Here is a 17,721-nt window from a genome sequence, read left to right on the forward strand (position 1 = left end):
AGTTTAACCTACCACTCCCATCAAGTAAACTACTGTGAAAATGAATACCCATACAACGTCAATAAAGTGCCAATAAAGACTTGCAATATAAAACTTCGGTGCGTTGTATAAGTTGATCCCTCGTTTCCAGTTTCTCACCATCAATAGAATGAACCAGCCTAAACCAAAGGCTACGTGGGCTCCGTGGAATCCAACTAAAGCATAGAATGCAGATGAAAAAGCTGAAGTTGTAAATCCATGTCCATAATCATTAACGTAATGATTAAACTCATATATCTCTAAGCCTAAGAATGAAAGGCCTAGTAATACAGTGATTCCTAACCAAAGCATCATTTTCTTCGGTGCATTATTCTTCATGTGGTACATCGCATAAACACTAGTCAAGGAACTTGTCAGTAGAATCATTGTCATGATGAAGACAAGTCCTAGCCCGAATAATTCACTGGCCGGGACACCATCTAAATGAGAATTTTTCAATGCTAAATACGTTCCAAACAAACTTGCAAACAAGACTGTTTCTCCACCAAGGAAGAACCAAAATCCTAAGAATTTGTTTTTTCCTTCAAGGGTGGCTCTTTCGGGATCATGTGGCAAGTTAGTTGATTTTAAAAGTTCATCAGCCATTAGAACCATCCCCCTCTTTTTCCAAGTCTTCTTTGTGAATGTGGTGACCTAAATCATCTTTCAGTGAGCGAACTGCCATGCTACCGAAGAAGATAATAAATCCGATCACAGCAACAATCCACCACATTGGATTATCCACTTGATAGATAATACCCATACCTGCAATTCCTAAACCAATAGACATGATTAGTGGAATAATGGTGTTGTTCGGCATATGGATATCTCCAAGCGGTTCTGCCGGTTGCATTTTTCCATTACCTTCTGTTTTCTCAATCCATAATGGATCCAATCCACGTACCAACGGCAACTGTTTGAAGTTGTAGTGTGGTGGTGGTGAAGAGACTGCCCATTCAAGTGTACGACCATCCCAAGGATCTCCAGAAGCTTTTGGTTCTTTCATAGCAGTCCAAACGATATTATACATAAATAATATTGTACCGGCAGCCATAAAGAATGCACCAATCGTACTGATAAAGTTGAATAGGTCTAAACCTTGACCTTCTAAGAATACCCAGTAACGACGAGGCATACCCATTAATCCTAAGAAATGCTGCAGGAAGAATGTTAAATGGAAACCAATGAAAAACAACCAGAAGAACCAATGGTTCATTTTCTCATTGAGTACTTTACCAAACATTTTTGGCCACCAATAAATTAATCCTGCAAAGATTCCAAATACAGTTCCTCCGACAAGTACATAGTGGAAGTGAGCAATAACAAAATATGTGTCATGATACTGGAAGTCAGCAGCTGCTGCACCTAGCATAACACCTGTCATTCCTCCAATTGTAAATGACGGAATAAAACCTAGTGCAAATAACATTGGTGACGTAAAACGAAGGGTTCCACCCCACATCGTAAATAGCCAGTTAAAGATTTTAATTCCCGTAGGAACCGCGATAGCCATCGTTGCAATCGCAAATATTGAGTTGGCGATTGGTCCTAGGCCCACTGTAAACATATGGTGTGCCCAAACCATGAAACCTAGAAATGCAATTAATACGGTTGCAAACACCATCGAAGAGTAACCAAACAAACGTTTTTTGGAGAATGTTGGTATAACTTCACTAAATACACCAAATGCCGGCAAAATCAGTATATACACTTCAGGGTGTCCAAAAATCCAGAATAAATGCTCCCAAATAACAACGTTACCACCCATGGACGGATCAAAGAAGTTTGCTCCGAACAATCGGTCAAATGTAAGCAAGAATAAACCTACAGTCAACGCAGGGAATGCGAATAAAATCAATACACTCGCAATGAATGTTGTCCATGAGAACAATGGCATACGCATCATGGTCATTCCTGGAGCACGCATTGTAATAACTGTTACAAGGAAATTAATACCACCCATTAACGTACCAAAACCTGCGATTTGTAGACCAATGGAATAATAATCGAGTCCATGGCCTTCTGAGAATATTGATAACGGAGTATACGCCGTCCAACCAGCGTCTGGAGCTCCACCTGTAAACCAAGAAATATTAAGAACAATTCCTCCAATTAAGAACAGCCAAAAACCTAATGCGTTCACAAACGGAAAAGCAACATCTCGCGCTCCAATTTGAAGCGGCATTGCAATGTTCATTAAAGCTAATAATAATGGCATGGCTGCAAGGAAAATCATCGTTGTTCCATGCATCGTTATTAATTCGTTATAAAACTGAGCCGAAACAAAGTTATTATCTGGTTGTATCAGTTGGATCCGGACCAACATAGCTTCTAAACCACCGAGAATGAAGAAAAAGAATCCGCCAATCAAGTACAATATGGCAATCTTTTTATGGTCTACAGTGGTTAAGTAATCCCACAATACGGAACCGAATCCAGCCTTTTTAGTAGCTGTTGCACTCACAATATTAACCTCCCTATATTATTTCTATTCATCCGAAAGATAGCATTATTGATTACTATCGGAATCTTCCTCTGATTCGCCTTCAGAATCTCCTTCTGATTCACCTTCAGAGCCTTCATCTTCGTTTTCTTCCTGATCAATGAATAAATCGCTTAAGTCCGATTCGATATATTCATTATCTTCAGCATTTTCAGGTGTGATTTCACTTGGACTTAATGACATTAGGTACTCAGCTACTTGATCCAATTCTTCATCAGATAGGTCGTAAGCTGCGGTTGTCATCATGTTTCCAGGTTTCATCTCTTCACCTTTTGTTTCAATCCATTCCATTAAGTTTTCTTTGTTATATTCAAGAACCCCTGCAATTCGCTCACGATCACCGAAGTTTGATACGTTCGGTCCGATTTTGTTCGGTGAAGTTCCGTTAGCGTGACATGACATACAGTTGTTCGCGAAAACTTCTTGACCAGCTGTGGCAACTTCACTTTCTGGAGTTTCCTCAGGATCAATGTTACGCATGTCTTTCACCCATTGTTCAAATTCTCCTGGACTTACTGCTACAACTTTAAAGTCCATCAATGAGTGTGATGGTCCACAAAATTCAGCGCATTTACCCCAGTAAACGCCTTCTTTATCAGCGTCTATCCAGATTTCGTTCCGGTTACCTGTTGGGTTTACGTCAATCTTACCTTGTAATGTAGGGACCCAGAAAGAGTGTATGACATCTTCTGAATGTAGCGATAGGTACACTCGACGGTCAGTAGGAATATATATTTCCTGACTTGTTGTTACGTCCATTCCCTCATACTCGAAATGCCACCAGTATTGCTTACCTGTAACATTAACCCAAATTTGATCTTCTTCTTCACCTTCAGCATTTACTTGTGGCGAAGTATCTACCAAGGAGAAGGTATATTGTACTGTTGGTACAGCTAAAATCAAAATAAGAATAATTGGAACGACTGTCCATAATGTTTCTAATGTGTGACTTCCTTCAACCTGTTCAGGTATAAAGTCTTCTTGCCCTTTTTTCTTACGGAATTTTAAAATGACAAATACATAAATGACCATAACTACAACAAAAACAAACATCATGACAGCAATACTTAAAATCATCAGGCTTAGAATATCACTTGCTCCCTGTCCTTGTGGACGGAGTGCACTTAGAAATTCTTCGCCACAACCTGACAATATAAGTGCTAGAATCATTAAAGCTCCTACAGCTTTAAACTTACTAGTCAAACCTTTCATGTCTTTGGATACCTCTCTTTCTCTTATTCATTCTTATGTTGTGTGAAAATTTATAAAAGAATTAAGAAAAAATTTCTTAATTATTTCAAAAGATTGGTGGAATTGTCGCAATGACTATTCCAATGAAAAATAAGGTTAAATAGTTTAATGAGTAAATAAACATTCTTTTTGCCCATTTGTCGTCATCTTTTGTACGAAAACCTGTGAAAGCAAGGATGACCCACCCAAGTGTTAATAATGTAGAAAACACCATAAATATTATTCCCAATGAAAAGAAATAAAATGGTAAAGGCAATAGGCAAATCGTATAAATGAAGATTTGTCTTTTAGTAATTTTATTTCCATATACAACTGGCAGCATCGGTACATTAGCTATTGAATAATCTTCTTTTTTCATGATAGCCAAAGAAAGAAAATGTGGAATCTGCCAGAGAAACATAATTAAGAATAAAACTAATGCGACTGGATGAAGTGTGGAGTCAACTGCTGCCCAACCAATTAATGGTGGAGCTGCTCCAGAAAAACATCCTACAACTGTATTTATTGTATATTTTCTTTTTGACCACATTGTATATAGAAATACATACACAAACCACCCAAAAAATCCAAAGACAGCAGCGACTGGAGAAACAAAGAACAATATAATCATTCCTATAGCTGAAAAGCCAATCCCCATAGCCAGTACTACTTTCAATGGAATCGTTCCAGTAATCGTCGCTCGCCCCTTTGTTCGGGACATTAAATGATCGATATCACGATCATAGTAATTGTTGATGACACAACCGCCAGCGATTACAAGCGCTGTTCCTGCCATCATTCCAACAAACGCTAGCCAATTGCTCGAAAACGTTTGATTTGTATAGTATAACGCTAGCCAAAAACCCGCAAAAGCTGTCATAAGATTTGAATTCACTATTCCAATCTTAATCAATGCGAGAAAATCTGTCCACAGGGCTTTTACACCAGTACTCGGTGAATCCATCAACTGTGAGGACGAAGTTTGAACTGTGCGTGATTCATTCATTGCAGGATCCCCTCTCGTTTCAACCCTTGTTACATTTATACCCTGACGTACATAATGTTTCATTTTATTTACATAGTTATTGTACCATGTAAACACAACTACTTCTATTAAAGCATATATTGATTTCTTATGTGTGAAAAATATGTGAAAAGTGATTGTCATATTTTTTTCTACAAATTTCGTTCGAAACAGTCAATAAGTGTTTATAACATTATTCTAACCTATTTTTTTTCGAAACTAAACCCTTTTCATTTTAAGCTGGCAGTTATATATTTTTCAACAACTAATATATACATTATAGCTAATGTTAAAAAGTTGTAACCATTGTTTATTTTCATCTGATGGATTTTATATTAAGATAGATGATGAATGTCTTACTGGCCTGTCAGAAAGGTGAATTAATTATATGAAAAAAATATTGCAACCGAAACCAATTGCTATCATTACATCCATTGTTATGTTTTTGGTTTTAATCGGTGGAGCATTAGTTACAAAAACCGAATCGGGTCTTGGATGTGGTCGAAGTTGGCCTCTTTGTGATGGTCAACTAATACCTACCGATATAACATTTGAATTAGTTATTGAATTCGGGCACCGAATCATGTCCGGTCTCGGCATCATTCTTGTTTTACTTCTTTCTTATATCGCTTGGAAAGATTACCGCGATATTAAAGAAACGAAATTTTTGGTCTTTCTTTCGATTCTATTTTTAGTCATCCAATCTTTACTGGGGGCTGCAGCCGTTCTTTTTGAACAGTCAAGCATCATTAAAGCGATGCATTTTGGCATCTCTCTAGTAGCCTTTGCTGCATCTGTACTCCTAGCTTTGATTATATTTGATGTCGATCGAAAGCTTCACACCGAACGGATTCATATACCTAAATGGTTACGAGTAAACTTTTGGGGATTGTTCATTTACACATTAATTGTTGTCTATTCGGGTGCGTTAGTGCGACACAAATATTCAAGTTTAGTTTGTCCAGATTGGCCCTTCTGCTATAATGATTCACCAAGTGTAGCCGGGCTCAATCTAGATCAATGGATCCAAATGGGACATCGTCTCATGGCTGGGTTATTATTTTTATGGGTAGTTGTTTTATTTATTCAAGTGCTACGTAAAATAGATCAACCATTCATTCGTAAAGTTTGGCTGATTGCAACGATATTTATTTTATTGCAGGTTATACTTGGAGCATTCATTATTTTCACTACTGGGAACATATTTGTTGGATTATTGCACGCAACATTCATTTCATTATTCTTTACAATTCTGTGCTATTTCTTAATGTTAGCCCGAAGAAGTAAGTTATCAAATAAGTAAATACGAATAGCCGTCACTAAATAGGGTGGCGGCTTTCTTATATGATTAAATACGTTTTAATATTAAACTGTCCAGCAACCCTATCGTTACTGGACAGCTTTTTTCAATTATACAAACTCTATTAACAAGTCGCCTGATTCCAACGCTTCTCCATCTTTTACTTGTACGGATTTGATTTTCCCATCATATGGAGCTTGAATAGTCGTTTCCATTTTCATCGACTCAGTAATCATCAAATAATCGTTCTTGCTGACAGCTTCTCCCTCTTTAACAAGCACTTCAACGACCGTTCCAGGCATCGAAGCTCCAATTTGTTTTGAATTGTCAGGATCTACTTTCAACTTTTGATCTTGAACATCTTTGATCCGCTCGTCGCGAACGACCACTTCACGTGGTTGACCATTCAGTTCAAAATAGACGACGCGCGTTCCATCTTTTTGTGGTTCTCCAATGGATACTAACTTGATGATCAATGTCTTTCCTTGCTCGATTTCGACTGATACTTCCTCACCTAATCGTAAACCGTAAACAAAAGATGGTGTATCAAGTACGGATATATCCCCATATTGATCGACAAATCGCTCATAATCTAAGAAGACCTTCGGATAGAGTGCATAGGATATCACTTCATGTGAAGTTACTTGACGATTTACTTTCTCATATAATTGTTCTTTTAACGCCTCAAAATTAACAGGTTTTAACTGTTCGCCTGGTCTTCCGGGGATTTCCTCTTTGCCTTTCAAAATAATTCGTTGTAGTTCTTTTGGAAATCCTTTGTAAGGTTTTCCGATCATGCCTCTGAAAAATTCAACCACTGAATCTGGAAAGTCAAGATTCTCTCCTTTTTCATAGACATCATCAACCTTCAAATTATTTTGTACCATAAACAGTGCCATGTCGCCGACGATTTTAGAAGATGGCGTCACTTTGATTAAATCGCCAAACATATCATTGACCGTACGATACATGTATTTCACTTCATCCCAACGATCACCTAAACCGACCGCTTTTGCTTGCTGTTGTAAATTACTATACTGTCCACCAGGCATTTCATGTAAGTAAATCTCCGTGTGAGGTGCCTTTAATCCACTTTCGAAATTAGCATAATAATCACGGACATCTTCCCAATACTTATTTAGTTCTTCGTATGATGCAATATCAACTTTAGGTTGTCGTTTATTTCCTTCCAGTGCATGATACAAGCTATTCGCACTTGGTTGAGAAGTATGCCCGGCCATTGAACTGGTAGCCACATCAACTGCATCGACACCAGCCTCAATGGCTCTCGCATACATCATGACGCCATTTCCGCTTGTGTCATGTGTGTGAAGATGAATAGGAATGTCGATTTCTTGTTTCAATGCAGAAATCAACTGATAAGCCGCTTCAGGTTTCAATAATCCAGCCATATCTTTAATACCTAAGATGTGAGCACCTAATGATTCCAGTTCTTTTGCCAAATTGATGTAATAATCCAAGTCGTATTTATCTCTATTTGGATCTAAAATATCTCCTGTGTAACACATTGAAACTTCAGCGATTTTATTTTGTTTTCGAACCGCTTCGATTGCTGGTTTCATGCCTTCAACCCAATTCAAGCTATCGAAAATCCGAAAGACATCAATGCCTGCCTGAGCACTTTTCTCAACAAATTCATCGATGACATTATCCGGATAATTTGTGTATCCTACCGCATTGCTCGCACGTAAGAGCATCTGAAATAACACATTCGGCATTTTTTCACGCAACTTAATCAATCTCTCCCATGGATCTTCTCTCAGGAATCGGTAAGAGACATCAAAGGTTGCCCCTCCCCACATTTCCACTGAGAATAAATTAGGCAGGAGTTTTGCCGTTGGCTCAGCAATTTCTAATAAATCTTTTGTACGTACACGCGTTGCTAGTAACGATTGATGTGCATCCCGGAACGTAGTGTCTGTCAACAATACTTCATTTTGTTGTTTCAGCCATTCACTGACCGCTTCAGGTCCTTTTTCATCAAGCAATTGCTTCGTTCCTGCTTCTGAACTACTGTCCGGATCTACAGTTGGAATCCTTACTGGATCAAATAATGGCTTTTTCTCCTGCCCTGTCGTTAACGGACTGTTGACAGTTGTTGAAGCCAAATAAGATAACAGTTTCGTTCCTCGGTCTTTCTTTTTCGGAAATACAAAAAGTTCAGGTGATGAGTCGATAAAGGTTGTGTCATAACTACCATTCAAAAATTTATTGTGTAAAATAACATTTTCTAAAAAAGGAATATTTGTTTTAATACCGCGAATTCGAAACTCCTTTAAATTCCGTACCATCTTTCGTGCTGCTTGATCGAAAGACAGAGCCCAAGTAGATACTTTTACAAGCAACGAATCATAGTGCGGTGAAATGACTGCTCCTTGAAAACCGTTACCAGCGTCCAATCGGACACCAAAACCCCCACCTGTACGATAAGCCATGATTTTTCCTGTATCCGGCATAAAATTATTCAATGGATCTTCAGTTGTTACACGTGACTGAATCGCATATCCATGTGTCGATATTTCTGATTGCTGCGGCAAACCGATTTCCTTATCATGCAAGGAATAACCCATAGCAATTCGCAGCTGCGTTTGTACAATATCGCAACCGGTAATCATTTCGGTAATTGTGTGTTCGACTTGAACGCGCGGATTCACTTCGATAAAGAAAAATTCGTCATCTGTCACCAAAAACTCAACCGTACCAGCGTTGAGATAATTTACATCCTTCATTAATTTGACGGCAGAATCACAAATTTCATCCCGTTGTGATTCTGATAACGAGATACTGGGCGCAATTTCTACTACTTTCTGGTGACGTCGTTGAATCGAACAATCTCTTTCGTATAAATGAAGCATGTTCCCCGCTTCGTCACCTAAAATTTGCACTTCAATATGTTTAGGTTGTTCTACTAATCGTTCCACATAAATTTCATCATTACCAAAAGCCGCTTTGGCTTCGGATTTTGCGCGGTCATAAGCTTCTTTCAATGCTTCTTTTGTACGAACGATTCGCATCCCTCGTCCGCCTCCACCAAGGGCTGCTTTGATGATTATCGGAAATCCATGTTCTTTCGAAAACGCTTCCACTTCTTCCAATGATTGAACAGGACCATCTGTACCAGGAATTACAGGAATTCCGGATTGCAACGCTTGTTTCCGAGCTTTTACTTTATCCCCAAATACATTTAAGTGCTCACTTGTCGGACCAATAAAAATGATGCCTTCTTCTTCACACCGTTTGGCGAATTGAATGTTTTCAGATAAAAATCCGTAACCTGGGTGGATGGCATCTACCCCGACCCGCTTTGCTAAATCAATAATTCCCTCGATATCCAAGTAAGCATCAATCGGCTTTTTTCCGACACCAACAAGATAGGCTTCATCTGCTTTATATCGATGATACGAGCCTGTATCTTCTTCAGAATAAATGGCAACCGTGCGTATATTTAATTCTGTACACGCTCGAAATACACGAATAGCTATCTCTCCTCTATTCGCTACAAGTACTTTATTGATTGATTTAATTTTCGTCATGATGGACCTCCCAAATTCGCAAATTTTCTCTTATCTCTCTTAACTTTCAACATAATTTTAAAAATTCCTGCAAAAAATGAATAATTGTTCAGTAATAATTCTACCTGTTCCGTATTTTTAAAAAACGGGTAAACTGTATACTATATAATTATTGGAGGAATTCGTATGAAGCATAAACAGTTAAAACCGGTTCATAAGTCTTTTTTTGAAAAGCCGACACTTCAATTAGCCGAAAAGTTGCTGGGTTCTTTTTTAATTCACGAAACCCCTAATGGGATTCTGGCAGGAAAAATTGTTGAAACAGAAGCATACATGGGACCTGAAGACCGAGCAGCACATAGCTTTAATCATCGCCGGACAAAACGAACGGAGATCATGTTTCACGAGGCTGGCTTGGCCTATATCTATACGATGCATACACATAATCTAATGAACGTCGTAACCGGCCGAATGAATCAACCGCATGCCATTTTAATTCGTGGAATGGAGCCGATTATTGGAGAGGAAGTCATGCTAGACAACAGACCAGTCACAAAAAGAACGAACCTGACAAGTGGACCAGGTAAACTCACGAAAGCGATGGCTATTGATTTATCTCATTATGGTCATCAACTGTGGGAGAAGCCACTGTATATTGCGGATGGAGAAAACCCTAAAGAAATAAAGGCCGGAAGACGAATCGGCATTCCAAATGCAAAAGAGGCTGTTGCTTATCCTTATCGGTTTTGGATAGAAAATAATCCCTTTGTTTCGAGGTAAATATACGTTTGTAATGAATTATTTTATCAAAACATTTTTTGATTCGGCGTTTTGCTTTCGATCTATTCAACTCACTTAAACGCAAAAAAACTCAAACATATGCCTTCACGAACTGGAAGTAAGCATTGTTTGAGTTTTTATTATGATAAATTCTTCGTGTCTTGGGCAACCTCATGCAACGCACTCAATTGTCTTTCCAAGTTTTCCATAATAGCTTTACCATCTTCTTCTTGAATTAAATCCAAGCGAACGGCAAAGTTTATTTCTCTTGAGAGACCAAACATCTGAGTATCTAATACCTCTTCATATAAAGGACATTGAGGCATGGTTAAGTTGTCCATTTGAACTTTGATAAGTTGTAAAATTTTATCAGCATCTGCCTGCAAGAGGGCTAGGGCTTGGTTCTTTTCTAGTGATATTCTGGATGACACAGAAAATCCCTCCTAACTTTCCTACGCTCCCTTATTAAATAGTACCTTCTTCAAGGTAAAATTGCAAGAAATTATCCATGAACAAAGCCATTATAAGAAAGACGTTTTTCTAAAAGATCGACCAACGTTTATCATCTGCTAGGTCCTTCAAGAGGTGCATACCGACAACGCTGTTGCCCTGTTCGTCTAGTGCAGGTCCGAAAACTGCCAGTCCGCCTGATTCTTTAATAACACCCATAATACAACCAGACACTCCACTTTTCGCTGGTATACCAACATTGATTGCAAAGGTTCCGGAAGCATCATACATTCCACAAGTCACCATAAAGGTTTTACAAACACGTGCAACATGTGATGGAAGCAGTGGTTGATTTGTATCTGGATCTTTTCCATCATTGGCAAAAACTGCAGCAATACGAGCTAGCTGTTTCACATTGACTGTGATTGCACATTGTTTCGTATAAACATCAAGTAACTCTTCTACACTTCCGGTAATGATACCATTTTGTTTCATGAAGTAACTGAGCGCACGATTCAAAAATGCTGTTTCAAACTCTGAACGGGCTACTTCTTCGTCATACTCAATCGACGGATCATCGGTTAATAGTCGAACAAGATTTAAAATTTCTTCAACCATTTCTTCTGACCCACGTCCTCTGATCATGTTGGTAACAGCAAGTGCACCTGCATTAATCATCGGGTTTAATGGCTTGCTCGGTTTTTCAACTTCTAACTTTTGAATGGAATAGAACGGGTCAGATGACGGTTCCTTACCGACTCGAGAAAAAACAGCTTGCTCCCCGTGTTGGATCAAGGCAAGTGCTAATGTAAGAACCTTTGATACACTTTGAATGGTAAAAGAATAATCAGCCTGTCCCGCACATGCTACTTCTTTATCTCCAATCGGATAAAAGGCCGTTGCATTGATTTCTGGTTGCTGATTGGCCAAAGCTGGAATATAATCTGCGACCTTTCCATTATTTGCATAAATTTTCACGTGTTCGAGCCAATAATGTAAGTCTTTTTCATCGATTTCGATCATGAAAAATCACTCCTTTAATGCATTCATCAAAAATGTTCGTTATACTTGTATAGAAATTTATAAAAAAGAGGTGTAACAACGATGATTGTTCAATTAAAAGGGAACGTTCAATTTCCCATAACACTTGACCCAACAGTATGGATCTTTGATGATCGAAAAATCAAGCTGGAAGAAGCCTTTTTACCGGATAAAGAAGAAAACCATCCTGAAAAGGACGTCGAGCCTCAACAGCGGATCAGACCACCTGTCAAACGAAGTGTCAGTCGATTTGAAGGTAAAAAAGTGCTTGAAAACAGTTATGTGATGCCGATCAAACCTTTTTTAGAAACATCCAATCCAAAAGAGGATGCAACCTCAGCCATCCTACATACCGACCAAGGTGAAATTGAAATTTCATTGGATGAATTAAAAGAGTCGTTATTGATCTTTGCAATCGACGGTAAGCCGCCGAAAGAAGATGGACCCGTTCACCTATTATTCGGTGATGGTACCAATCAACAGAATCCTTTTAAAGGCATTGATGTGATTACGATTAACTAAGCCTTTCCATTTTCTCATAGATGTTGATTAACTGTCTATTTTTACAATGCATACAACCTCCTTTTTTGCTCAAGCTAGTTAAAAAAGGAGGTTATTTATTTGAAGTGGAAATTTACACTCCTTATCTTATTTATACTTCTTTTCTCAGCTTGTAGCAATCAAGAAGCTAACTCACCCGAAAACACTGCAAGTCCGGACTTACAACGTGTAAATGATCCAACGAATCATCAGACTACTCAAGAACATACAAACCAAGAGGCGGCTGAACGATTAGTCCAGTTAGCCAACAGTGTTCCAAATGTAAACAATGCACGAGCTGTCGTCTTTGGTGACTATACAATTATCGGTATAGATATCGATGAAGATTTGGATCGAGGTAAGTCAGGATCTGTTAAACATGCAGTAACAGAAATCATTAAACACGACCCTTACGGTCACTATGCGTATGTTATGGCTGATGGTGATATTATGAAACGAATAGCGAATATTAATGAGTCTATTCAAAACGGCCAAGGACGAAGTGTCATTTTAGACGAAATTGCTAATGTAATTGGACGATATATCCCTGATATGCCAATGCGTGAGACAGATCAAGATGAACAATATGAGAAAAACCAAGAAAACACGGATGACATTCAACAAGAGCGACAAGAACAAAATCAACCACTATAATCTTTACTTTATTTACGTTTACGCAGGAAACTCCCTTGTCCATCACACAGACAAGGGAGTTTCAGTATTATTGTTGAGTTGGATATTTAGTTGGGTCTTCGCCTTCACGAACTTTATTGTAATATTGAACTCCAAATTGCGATCCTTCATTGACCATTTTGGAGTTTTCGTCATTCTGTAAGTCGGGTTTTCCTGATTCAACTTCAGGGATTTGATCTTTTTCACCGAAATATTTATTTTTCAGCCCTTTGATTTTCGTCATCACTTTTTGTTTTCGATTTTCATCAGACATTACATAAGCGACTGCTCCTGCTCCGAGTGCCGCAAACAATCGTTTTTTCATCGTAAATCCCCTCCTCATTATGTTCGGAAACGCTTATGATTTTATCAATTCCCTATCCAACAATTTTCAAACCTTGTCCTTATATTTTTTGTTGGCCGGCAATTCTTATTCATCATTCCAAATTTGTCGTTGTTGGTGGTATAATGTAGAGTGGATTTGAGGTGAAAATAATGCGTGTAAAATGTATTCTATGTGATCGGGTAGATACCTTGGAGCCTTTTTCATTAGTCGCCAAAGAAATACAAAAAAGAAGAAAGCTCTCCTACTTATGTCCTGATTGTGATCAACGGATCACTCAGAAAGTTGAACAAAAATCACAAGAATCGCCACAAAGCAAGACAATTAAGACGGACTTTTCCAGTAAAAATTAAAAAACTGCCGCCAGTGAAGGCAGCAGTCTCTATTCATTGCTTGAACGATTTCGTTCTTTTCGTTCCCGGTATAGCCGAAAACGATAAATCCCTAGTACAAGAGCAATCACAATAAGCACTTCAGCAATTGGCAGGGCAAATATAGCAAAGATCGCTAAGATAAAACAACCAATAAATAACATTATGTACACAATGATTGATTTCAATAATGGTAATTCTTTTGCGAAGCCTAACTTATATGTGATTACTGCTAAGATAAATATAGCAAAAAACATTAGCCAAAACCCTAGTTCTCCACCAACGTCCATTAAAAAGTAACGTTCGACCGGGCTAAAGCTAAATTGTTGGGAAACCGTTTTATCCATCGGGTAACCTCCTATCGTGTCCTATACAATCATACTAAATCAATTTGTTTTTTTCTATAATGAAACCATAAAAAACATAACAAAACCGTGAATTTATCAGTTTAGGAGTTGAATAATAATGAAATTTGAAATAAAGATGGCTTTATTGGCCGTGTTGGTTGTCTCACTCTTTTTAGCGACAGCAGTTGCGATAAGCTTTCAAAACTTTTGGTTGGTTTTTGCCTTTTTCTTCGGAGGCATGGCTGTGATGGTCTTTGGCCTACGCTACAAAAAGAAACATTACTCATCAATTAAAAAGTAATCGTTTACGTTTTTTGTAGACTCTAAATAAGTATAAGTACTTAAATCGGCTGCACTGTGCATAAACTTACTGCGACTGTGCAGCCGTTCACTTAAATGGTATAACGAATTCTAAGCAAAAACGTTCGATGTTATCCATGCAGCCTATTTCTCTTCAATATAGTCGATGTAGCCACTATGAACAACTTCATTTGCTGCCAATACAGTATTGTCTTTTAAAAGATCAAGCGGTTCTCCATTGACCTGAGTCGCTTTGCCTCCAACCTCATTAATGATAATTATACCGGCAGCTATATCCCATGGAGAGAGGCGCATCGTTATATATGCGTCAATAATCCCTTCTGCAATATAAGCAAATTCAAGTGCTGCAGAACCATAGGAACGTGTACCTCTCACATCGCGAATTAATTGATGGATTTTTTCTTCATTTAAGCGTCTATTTGGTATAGACCAGAAACTGTTAATTCCAATTAATGTATCCTTCAATTCTCTTTCTTTTGTCAATTCGGGGATTTTTTTGCCATTTTTATAGGCGCCTTCTCCCTTTATACCCTCATAGAGTGTATCATCCATCACGTCGTAGATCAGTCCAACAATACCTTCACCATTATGATAAATACCAATTGAAATCGCAAAAAAGCGTTTTTGATGAATAAAGTTCATTGTGCCATCGATCGGATCGATAATCCATACGGTTCCATCTAAGGAGTTAACCTCGTCTCCCGTTCCTTCTTCAGCCATAATTTTATGATCTGGAAATGAACTCCTAACTTTTTTGATAATAAATTTTTCAGTACTTTCGTCAATCTCTGTGACTAAATCTTTTCGATCTTGCTTTGTATTGATGTCATAAGGACGTTGCATATGGTTTTTTATTTGTTCACTTGCTTTGAAAATAATTCTTTTTGCTTCATCGATTAATTTACTTTTTTCAAAGTTGTCCATTCTATCTTTCTCCTTCTATAAAAACTTCTTCATATCAAATATCCTATCAAATAATGCCGAATAATACACTTAAAGTACAGTGTCCTTCACAATTCTTAACGTTGTCATTCGATTTATGCTACAATTTCAATGGAGAAAATGGAACTGAAATGAGGTGACAAAATGAGCAGTTTTAACGGCTTTGAACAACGAGACTTTAATGTATTTACCATCGATGGCTTGGAAGAACGAATGGAGGCACTCAGAAGTCGAATTTCCACCAAGCTTGAGGCGATTGCTAACCATCTTGAACCTGACCTATCCAGTCTTTCAGGTGACGAGATGTTTGTCCATGTCGCCAAGCATGCTCGTAGAACAAAAAATCCTCCGAATGATACATGGGCTGCATTGGCAAGCAGTAAGAGAGGATATAAGAAACTACCACATTTCCAGATTGGTATGTGGGAGTCTCACGTATTCATCTGGTTTGCGGTCATTTATGAAAGTCCAATAAAAGTAGGTTTAGCTGAACAGCTGAAAAAGCACAAAAAAGAAATTTTAAACGAAATACCGAATGACTTCGTTTGGTCAGAAGATCATATGAAACCAGAAACAATTTCACATGAAGAAATGAAAAAAGGTGAATTCGATCGTGTCGTCGATCGCCTGGAAAATGTGAAGAAAGCAGAAATCCTTTGTGGTAAAACATATGACCGACAAGACCCCATCTTACAGGATGGTGAAAAATTTCTGAAAGAATGCGAAGATACGTTCAAGCAACTCATGCGTTTTTATGATCTTGCTAAAAATGTCTCAACGAATAATTAATAAATAGCGACTAAGACAAGAACGTTAATGTATTATTTGTTTCCATCGTATTGAGGTTATTTTGGTTATAAGAATTGAAAAGATGATCCCGATTGCCAATCGAGATCATCTTTTTGTGCTATAGTAATAAAATTTTCATAAAATCAGCAATTCTACATTTTAATCTTTCCATCACCAGCTGCTCTCGCTTTTTTTATCACCTGAAAAGGAATGAAACCTGATTTTTTCTCAAAATCTTTAAATAAAGTTTTTTCTTCAGCTTTTGATGGAACGACTTTTTTAAACTCTTTGTATGCCTGTAATATATCCTTTGGCCGTGTTCCTTGCTCATATGCTTCTTCAACCTTTTGAAAAAGCCCAATGACGTTTACAATTTCATCTGTTGTCCAGTCTGGATCAATTGGATAGCTATATTCCATACGATCAGTACTCCCTTTATTTCGTAGTTATTTGTGTTAAACGCTGTTGAATTTCATCCACTTCATCAACCATTTGATCAAAAAGCTCCTGAACCGATGGGAGATCTTGTATTCGCCACGCGACTTGCCCTGCCCAAACAAAACCTTCATCTACTTGTCCCTCTTGTGCAAATCGTTTGTTGGCTTTTCCGCTAATATAATCTTTCAATCCTTCATAACCGACATTCTTTTGTTCCAATTCTAAAATTTTATCGGTCCAATCGTTTTTCAATGCACGAGCTGGAGCGCCAATGGACTCTTTAATCAATACTGTTGACTGGGCCCCGGCGTCAAGGATTGCTTGTTTATAGGCTTCACTTGCATGGACACACTCTTTTGTTGCAATAAACCGGGTCCCCATCTCAATTCCTTCAGCACCAAATGACAATGCAGCCATTAACCCTTTGCCATCACTAATTCCACCAGAAGCAACTACTGGAATATCAACTGCTTGGACAACTTCAGGAATGAGCACGAAATTTCCGATATGGTCTCTTCCCAAGTGTCCTCCGCCTTCATAGCCAACAACCATTACTGCATCAGCACCTAATTCTTCAGCTTTCTCTGCTTGTCTTCTAGCTGCCACCAAAACCAATTTTTTTGTGTTTGTTCCTTGAAACATTTCCAGTACAGGCTTCGGATTCCCACCTGTTACGGATATCACTGGTACGTTTTCATCCAAGGCCACTTGGACCATATGTTCAAACGGCCGACCATGCTGTCCGATCGCAAAGTTTACACCAAATGGTTTGTCAGTTAATTTTTTCACTTTTTGTATTTCTTCCCTCAGTGCATCTTCATTATCCAAACTCATGGCAGTAATCTGGCCCAAACCGCCAGCATTTGAAACGGCTGCTGCTAATTCAGCATATGCCAAATGAGCTAATCCACCTTGAATAATCGGCATTTCAATTTTAAGTAATTCCGTCAATCTCGTTTTCATCATCATGCCTCCTGCTATGGTATTCTGTCTTCATAATATCATTAAATTCAAATTAATTAAAAAACCACACCATTCACATAACCTTCAGTGTACATATAAAAGACTGCCTGCTTCAC

The 17,721-nt window shown here is 38.2% G+C and carries 19 protein-coding genes; 7 read left to right on the top strand and 12 right to left on the bottom strand.

Going from position 1 to position 17,721, the window contains the following annotated elements; genetic code table 11:
- Positions 1–3: 3 nt before the first annotated feature.
- The 4 genes from FPQ10_RS02570 to cyoE all read right to left on the bottom strand — a co-directional run bounded on the left by FPQ10_RS02570 (position 4) and on the right by cyoE (position 4,757).
- On the bottom strand, positions 4–624 hold the full coding sequence (locus FPQ10_RS02570) for a cytochrome (ubi)quinol oxidase subunit III (RefSeq protein ID WP_144159754.1): 621 nt from the start codon (positions 622–624) through the stop codon (positions 4–6).
- Positions 617–2,482 carry a cytochrome c oxidase subunit I gene (ctaD, locus tag FPQ10_RS02575; protein WP_144159757.1) on the bottom strand — a complete coding sequence of 622 codons (1,866 nt, stop codon included), beginning with the start codon at positions 2,480–2,482 and terminating at the stop codon, positions 617–619. Before ctaD ends, FPQ10_RS02570 begins: the two co-directional genes overlap by 8 nt.
- A gap of 45 nt (positions 2,483–2,527) precedes the next feature.
- Positions 2,528–3,733, bottom strand: coding sequence for a cytochrome c oxidase subunit II (coxB, locus tag FPQ10_RS02580; protein ID WP_144159760.1), 1,206 nt, complete (start codon positions 3,731–3,733; stop codon positions 2,528–2,530).
- An 85-nt stretch (positions 3,734–3,818) separates the two neighbouring features.
- Positions 3,819–4,757 (bottom strand): heme o synthase, encoded by a 939-nt coding sequence (gene cyoE / locus FPQ10_RS02585; RefSeq protein ID WP_144159764.1) that lies wholly within the window; start codon positions 4,755–4,757, stop codon positions 3,819–3,821.
- 406 nt (positions 4,758–5,163) lie between these two features.
- Here cyoE and FPQ10_RS02590 point away from each other — a divergent pair, with 406 nt between their 5' ends.
- Positions 5,164–6,078 carry a COX15/CtaA family protein gene (locus FPQ10_RS02590; RefSeq protein ID WP_144159767.1) on the top strand — a complete coding sequence of 305 codons (915 nt, stop codon included), beginning with the start codon at positions 5,164–5,166 and terminating at the stop codon, positions 6,076–6,078.
- A 107-nt stretch (positions 6,079–6,185) separates the two neighbouring features.
- Here FPQ10_RS02590 and pyc read toward each other — a convergent pair whose 3' ends face one another.
- Complete coding sequence (pyc, locus tag FPQ10_RS02595; RefSeq protein WP_144159770.1) at positions 6,186–9,629, bottom strand: pyruvate carboxylase; 3,444 nt, start codon at positions 9,627–9,629, stop codon at positions 6,186–6,188.
- 165 nt (positions 9,630–9,794) lie between these two features.
- Between pyc and FPQ10_RS02600 the strand changes: the two genes are divergently transcribed.
- The gene (locus tag FPQ10_RS02600) at positions 9,795–10,388 is read left to right on the top strand and encodes a DNA-3-methyladenine glycosylase (RefSeq protein ID WP_144159773.1); all 594 of its coding nucleotides are present in this window, start codon (positions 9,795–9,797) and stop codon (positions 10,386–10,388) included.
- A gap of 140 nt (positions 10,389–10,528) precedes the next feature.
- On the opposite strand, the gene FPQ10_RS02605 is transcribed toward FPQ10_RS02600, so the two are convergent.
- Together FPQ10_RS02605 and glsA are read right to left on the bottom strand one after the other, a co-directional pair.
- Positions 10,529–10,819, bottom strand: a complete 291-nt coding sequence (locus tag FPQ10_RS02605; protein WP_144088698.1) for an Fpa/YlaN family protein — start codon at positions 10,817–10,819, stop codon at positions 10,529–10,531.
- A 109-nt stretch (positions 10,820–10,928) separates the two neighbouring features.
- Positions 10,929–11,861, bottom strand: coding sequence for a glutaminase A (gene glsA, locus FPQ10_RS02610; RefSeq protein WP_144159776.1), 933 nt, complete (start codon positions 11,859–11,861; stop codon positions 10,929–10,931).
- Between the two features lie 81 nt (positions 11,862–11,942).
- Between glsA and FPQ10_RS02615 the strand changes: the two genes are divergently transcribed.
- Together FPQ10_RS02615 and FPQ10_RS02620 are read left to right on the top strand one after the other, a co-directional pair.
- Positions 11,943–12,401, top strand: coding sequence for a hypothetical protein (locus tag FPQ10_RS02615; RefSeq protein ID WP_144159779.1), 459 nt, complete (start codon positions 11,943–11,945; stop codon positions 12,399–12,401).
- Positions 12,402–12,500: 99 nt separating this feature from the next.
- The gene (locus tag FPQ10_RS02620) at positions 12,501–13,073 is read left to right on the top strand and encodes a YhcN/YlaJ family sporulation lipoprotein (RefSeq protein WP_186278506.1); all 573 of its coding nucleotides are present in this window, start codon (positions 12,501–12,503) and stop codon (positions 13,071–13,073) included.
- A gap of 67 nt (positions 13,074–13,140) precedes the next feature.
- Here FPQ10_RS02620 and FPQ10_RS02625 read toward each other — a convergent pair whose 3' ends face one another.
- A complete protein-coding gene (locus FPQ10_RS02625; protein WP_144159785.1) occupies positions 13,141–13,416 on the bottom strand; it encodes a hypothetical protein in 276 nt (91 codons plus the stop codon).
- A gap of 170 nt (positions 13,417–13,586) precedes the next feature.
- Between FPQ10_RS02625 and FPQ10_RS02630 the strand changes: the two genes are divergently transcribed.
- Complete coding sequence (locus tag FPQ10_RS02630; protein ID WP_144159788.1) at positions 13,587–13,787, top strand: DUF2197 domain-containing protein; 201 nt, start codon at positions 13,587–13,589, stop codon at positions 13,785–13,787.
- Positions 13,788–13,816: 29 nt separating this feature from the next.
- Here FPQ10_RS02630 and FPQ10_RS02635 read toward each other — a convergent pair whose 3' ends face one another.
- A complete protein-coding gene (locus FPQ10_RS02635; protein ID WP_144159791.1) occupies positions 13,817–14,152 on the bottom strand; it encodes a YlaH-like family protein in 336 nt (111 codons plus the stop codon).
- A gap of 118 nt (positions 14,153–14,270) precedes the next feature.
- On the opposite strand from FPQ10_RS02635, the gene FPQ10_RS02640 reads away from it, so the two are divergent.
- Positions 14,271–14,453, top strand: a complete 183-nt coding sequence (locus FPQ10_RS02640) for a hypothetical protein (protein WP_144159794.1) — start codon at positions 14,271–14,273, stop codon at positions 14,451–14,453.
- Between the two features lie 143 nt (positions 14,454–14,596).
- Here FPQ10_RS02640 and FPQ10_RS02645 read toward each other — a convergent pair whose 3' ends face one another.
- The gene (locus tag FPQ10_RS02645) at positions 14,597–15,397 is read right to left on the bottom strand and encodes an inositol monophosphatase family protein (RefSeq protein ID WP_144159798.1); all 801 of its coding nucleotides are present in this window, start codon (positions 15,395–15,397) and stop codon (positions 14,597–14,599) included.
- 162 nt (positions 15,398–15,559) lie between these two features.
- Here FPQ10_RS02645 and FPQ10_RS02650 point away from each other — a divergent pair, with 162 nt between their 5' ends.
- A complete protein-coding gene (locus FPQ10_RS02650; RefSeq protein ID WP_144159801.1) occupies positions 15,560–16,204 on the top strand; it encodes a YktB family protein in 645 nt (214 codons plus the stop codon).
- 152 nt (positions 16,205–16,356) lie between these two features.
- On the opposite strand, the gene FPQ10_RS02655 is transcribed toward FPQ10_RS02650, so the two are convergent.
- Both FPQ10_RS02655 and FPQ10_RS02660 read right to left on the bottom strand, forming a co-directional pair.
- Entirely contained in the window at positions 16,357–16,623 is a 267-nt protein-coding gene (locus tag FPQ10_RS02655; RefSeq protein ID WP_144159804.1) for a UPF0223 family protein, read from the bottom strand.
- 16 nt (positions 16,624–16,639) lie between these two features.
- Positions 16,640–17,611: an NAD(P)H-dependent flavin oxidoreductase gene (locus FPQ10_RS02660; protein WP_144159807.1), complete on the bottom strand. Its 972-nt coding sequence runs from the start codon at positions 17,609–17,611 to the stop codon at positions 16,640–16,642.
- Positions 17,612–17,721 lie beyond the last annotated feature (110 nt).

This window comes from Allobacillus sp. SKP2-8 (assembly GCF_007559355.1).
Taxonomy (GTDB): domain Bacteria; phylum Bacillota; class Bacilli; order Bacillales; family Alkalibacillaceae; genus Allobacillus; species Allobacillus halotolerans.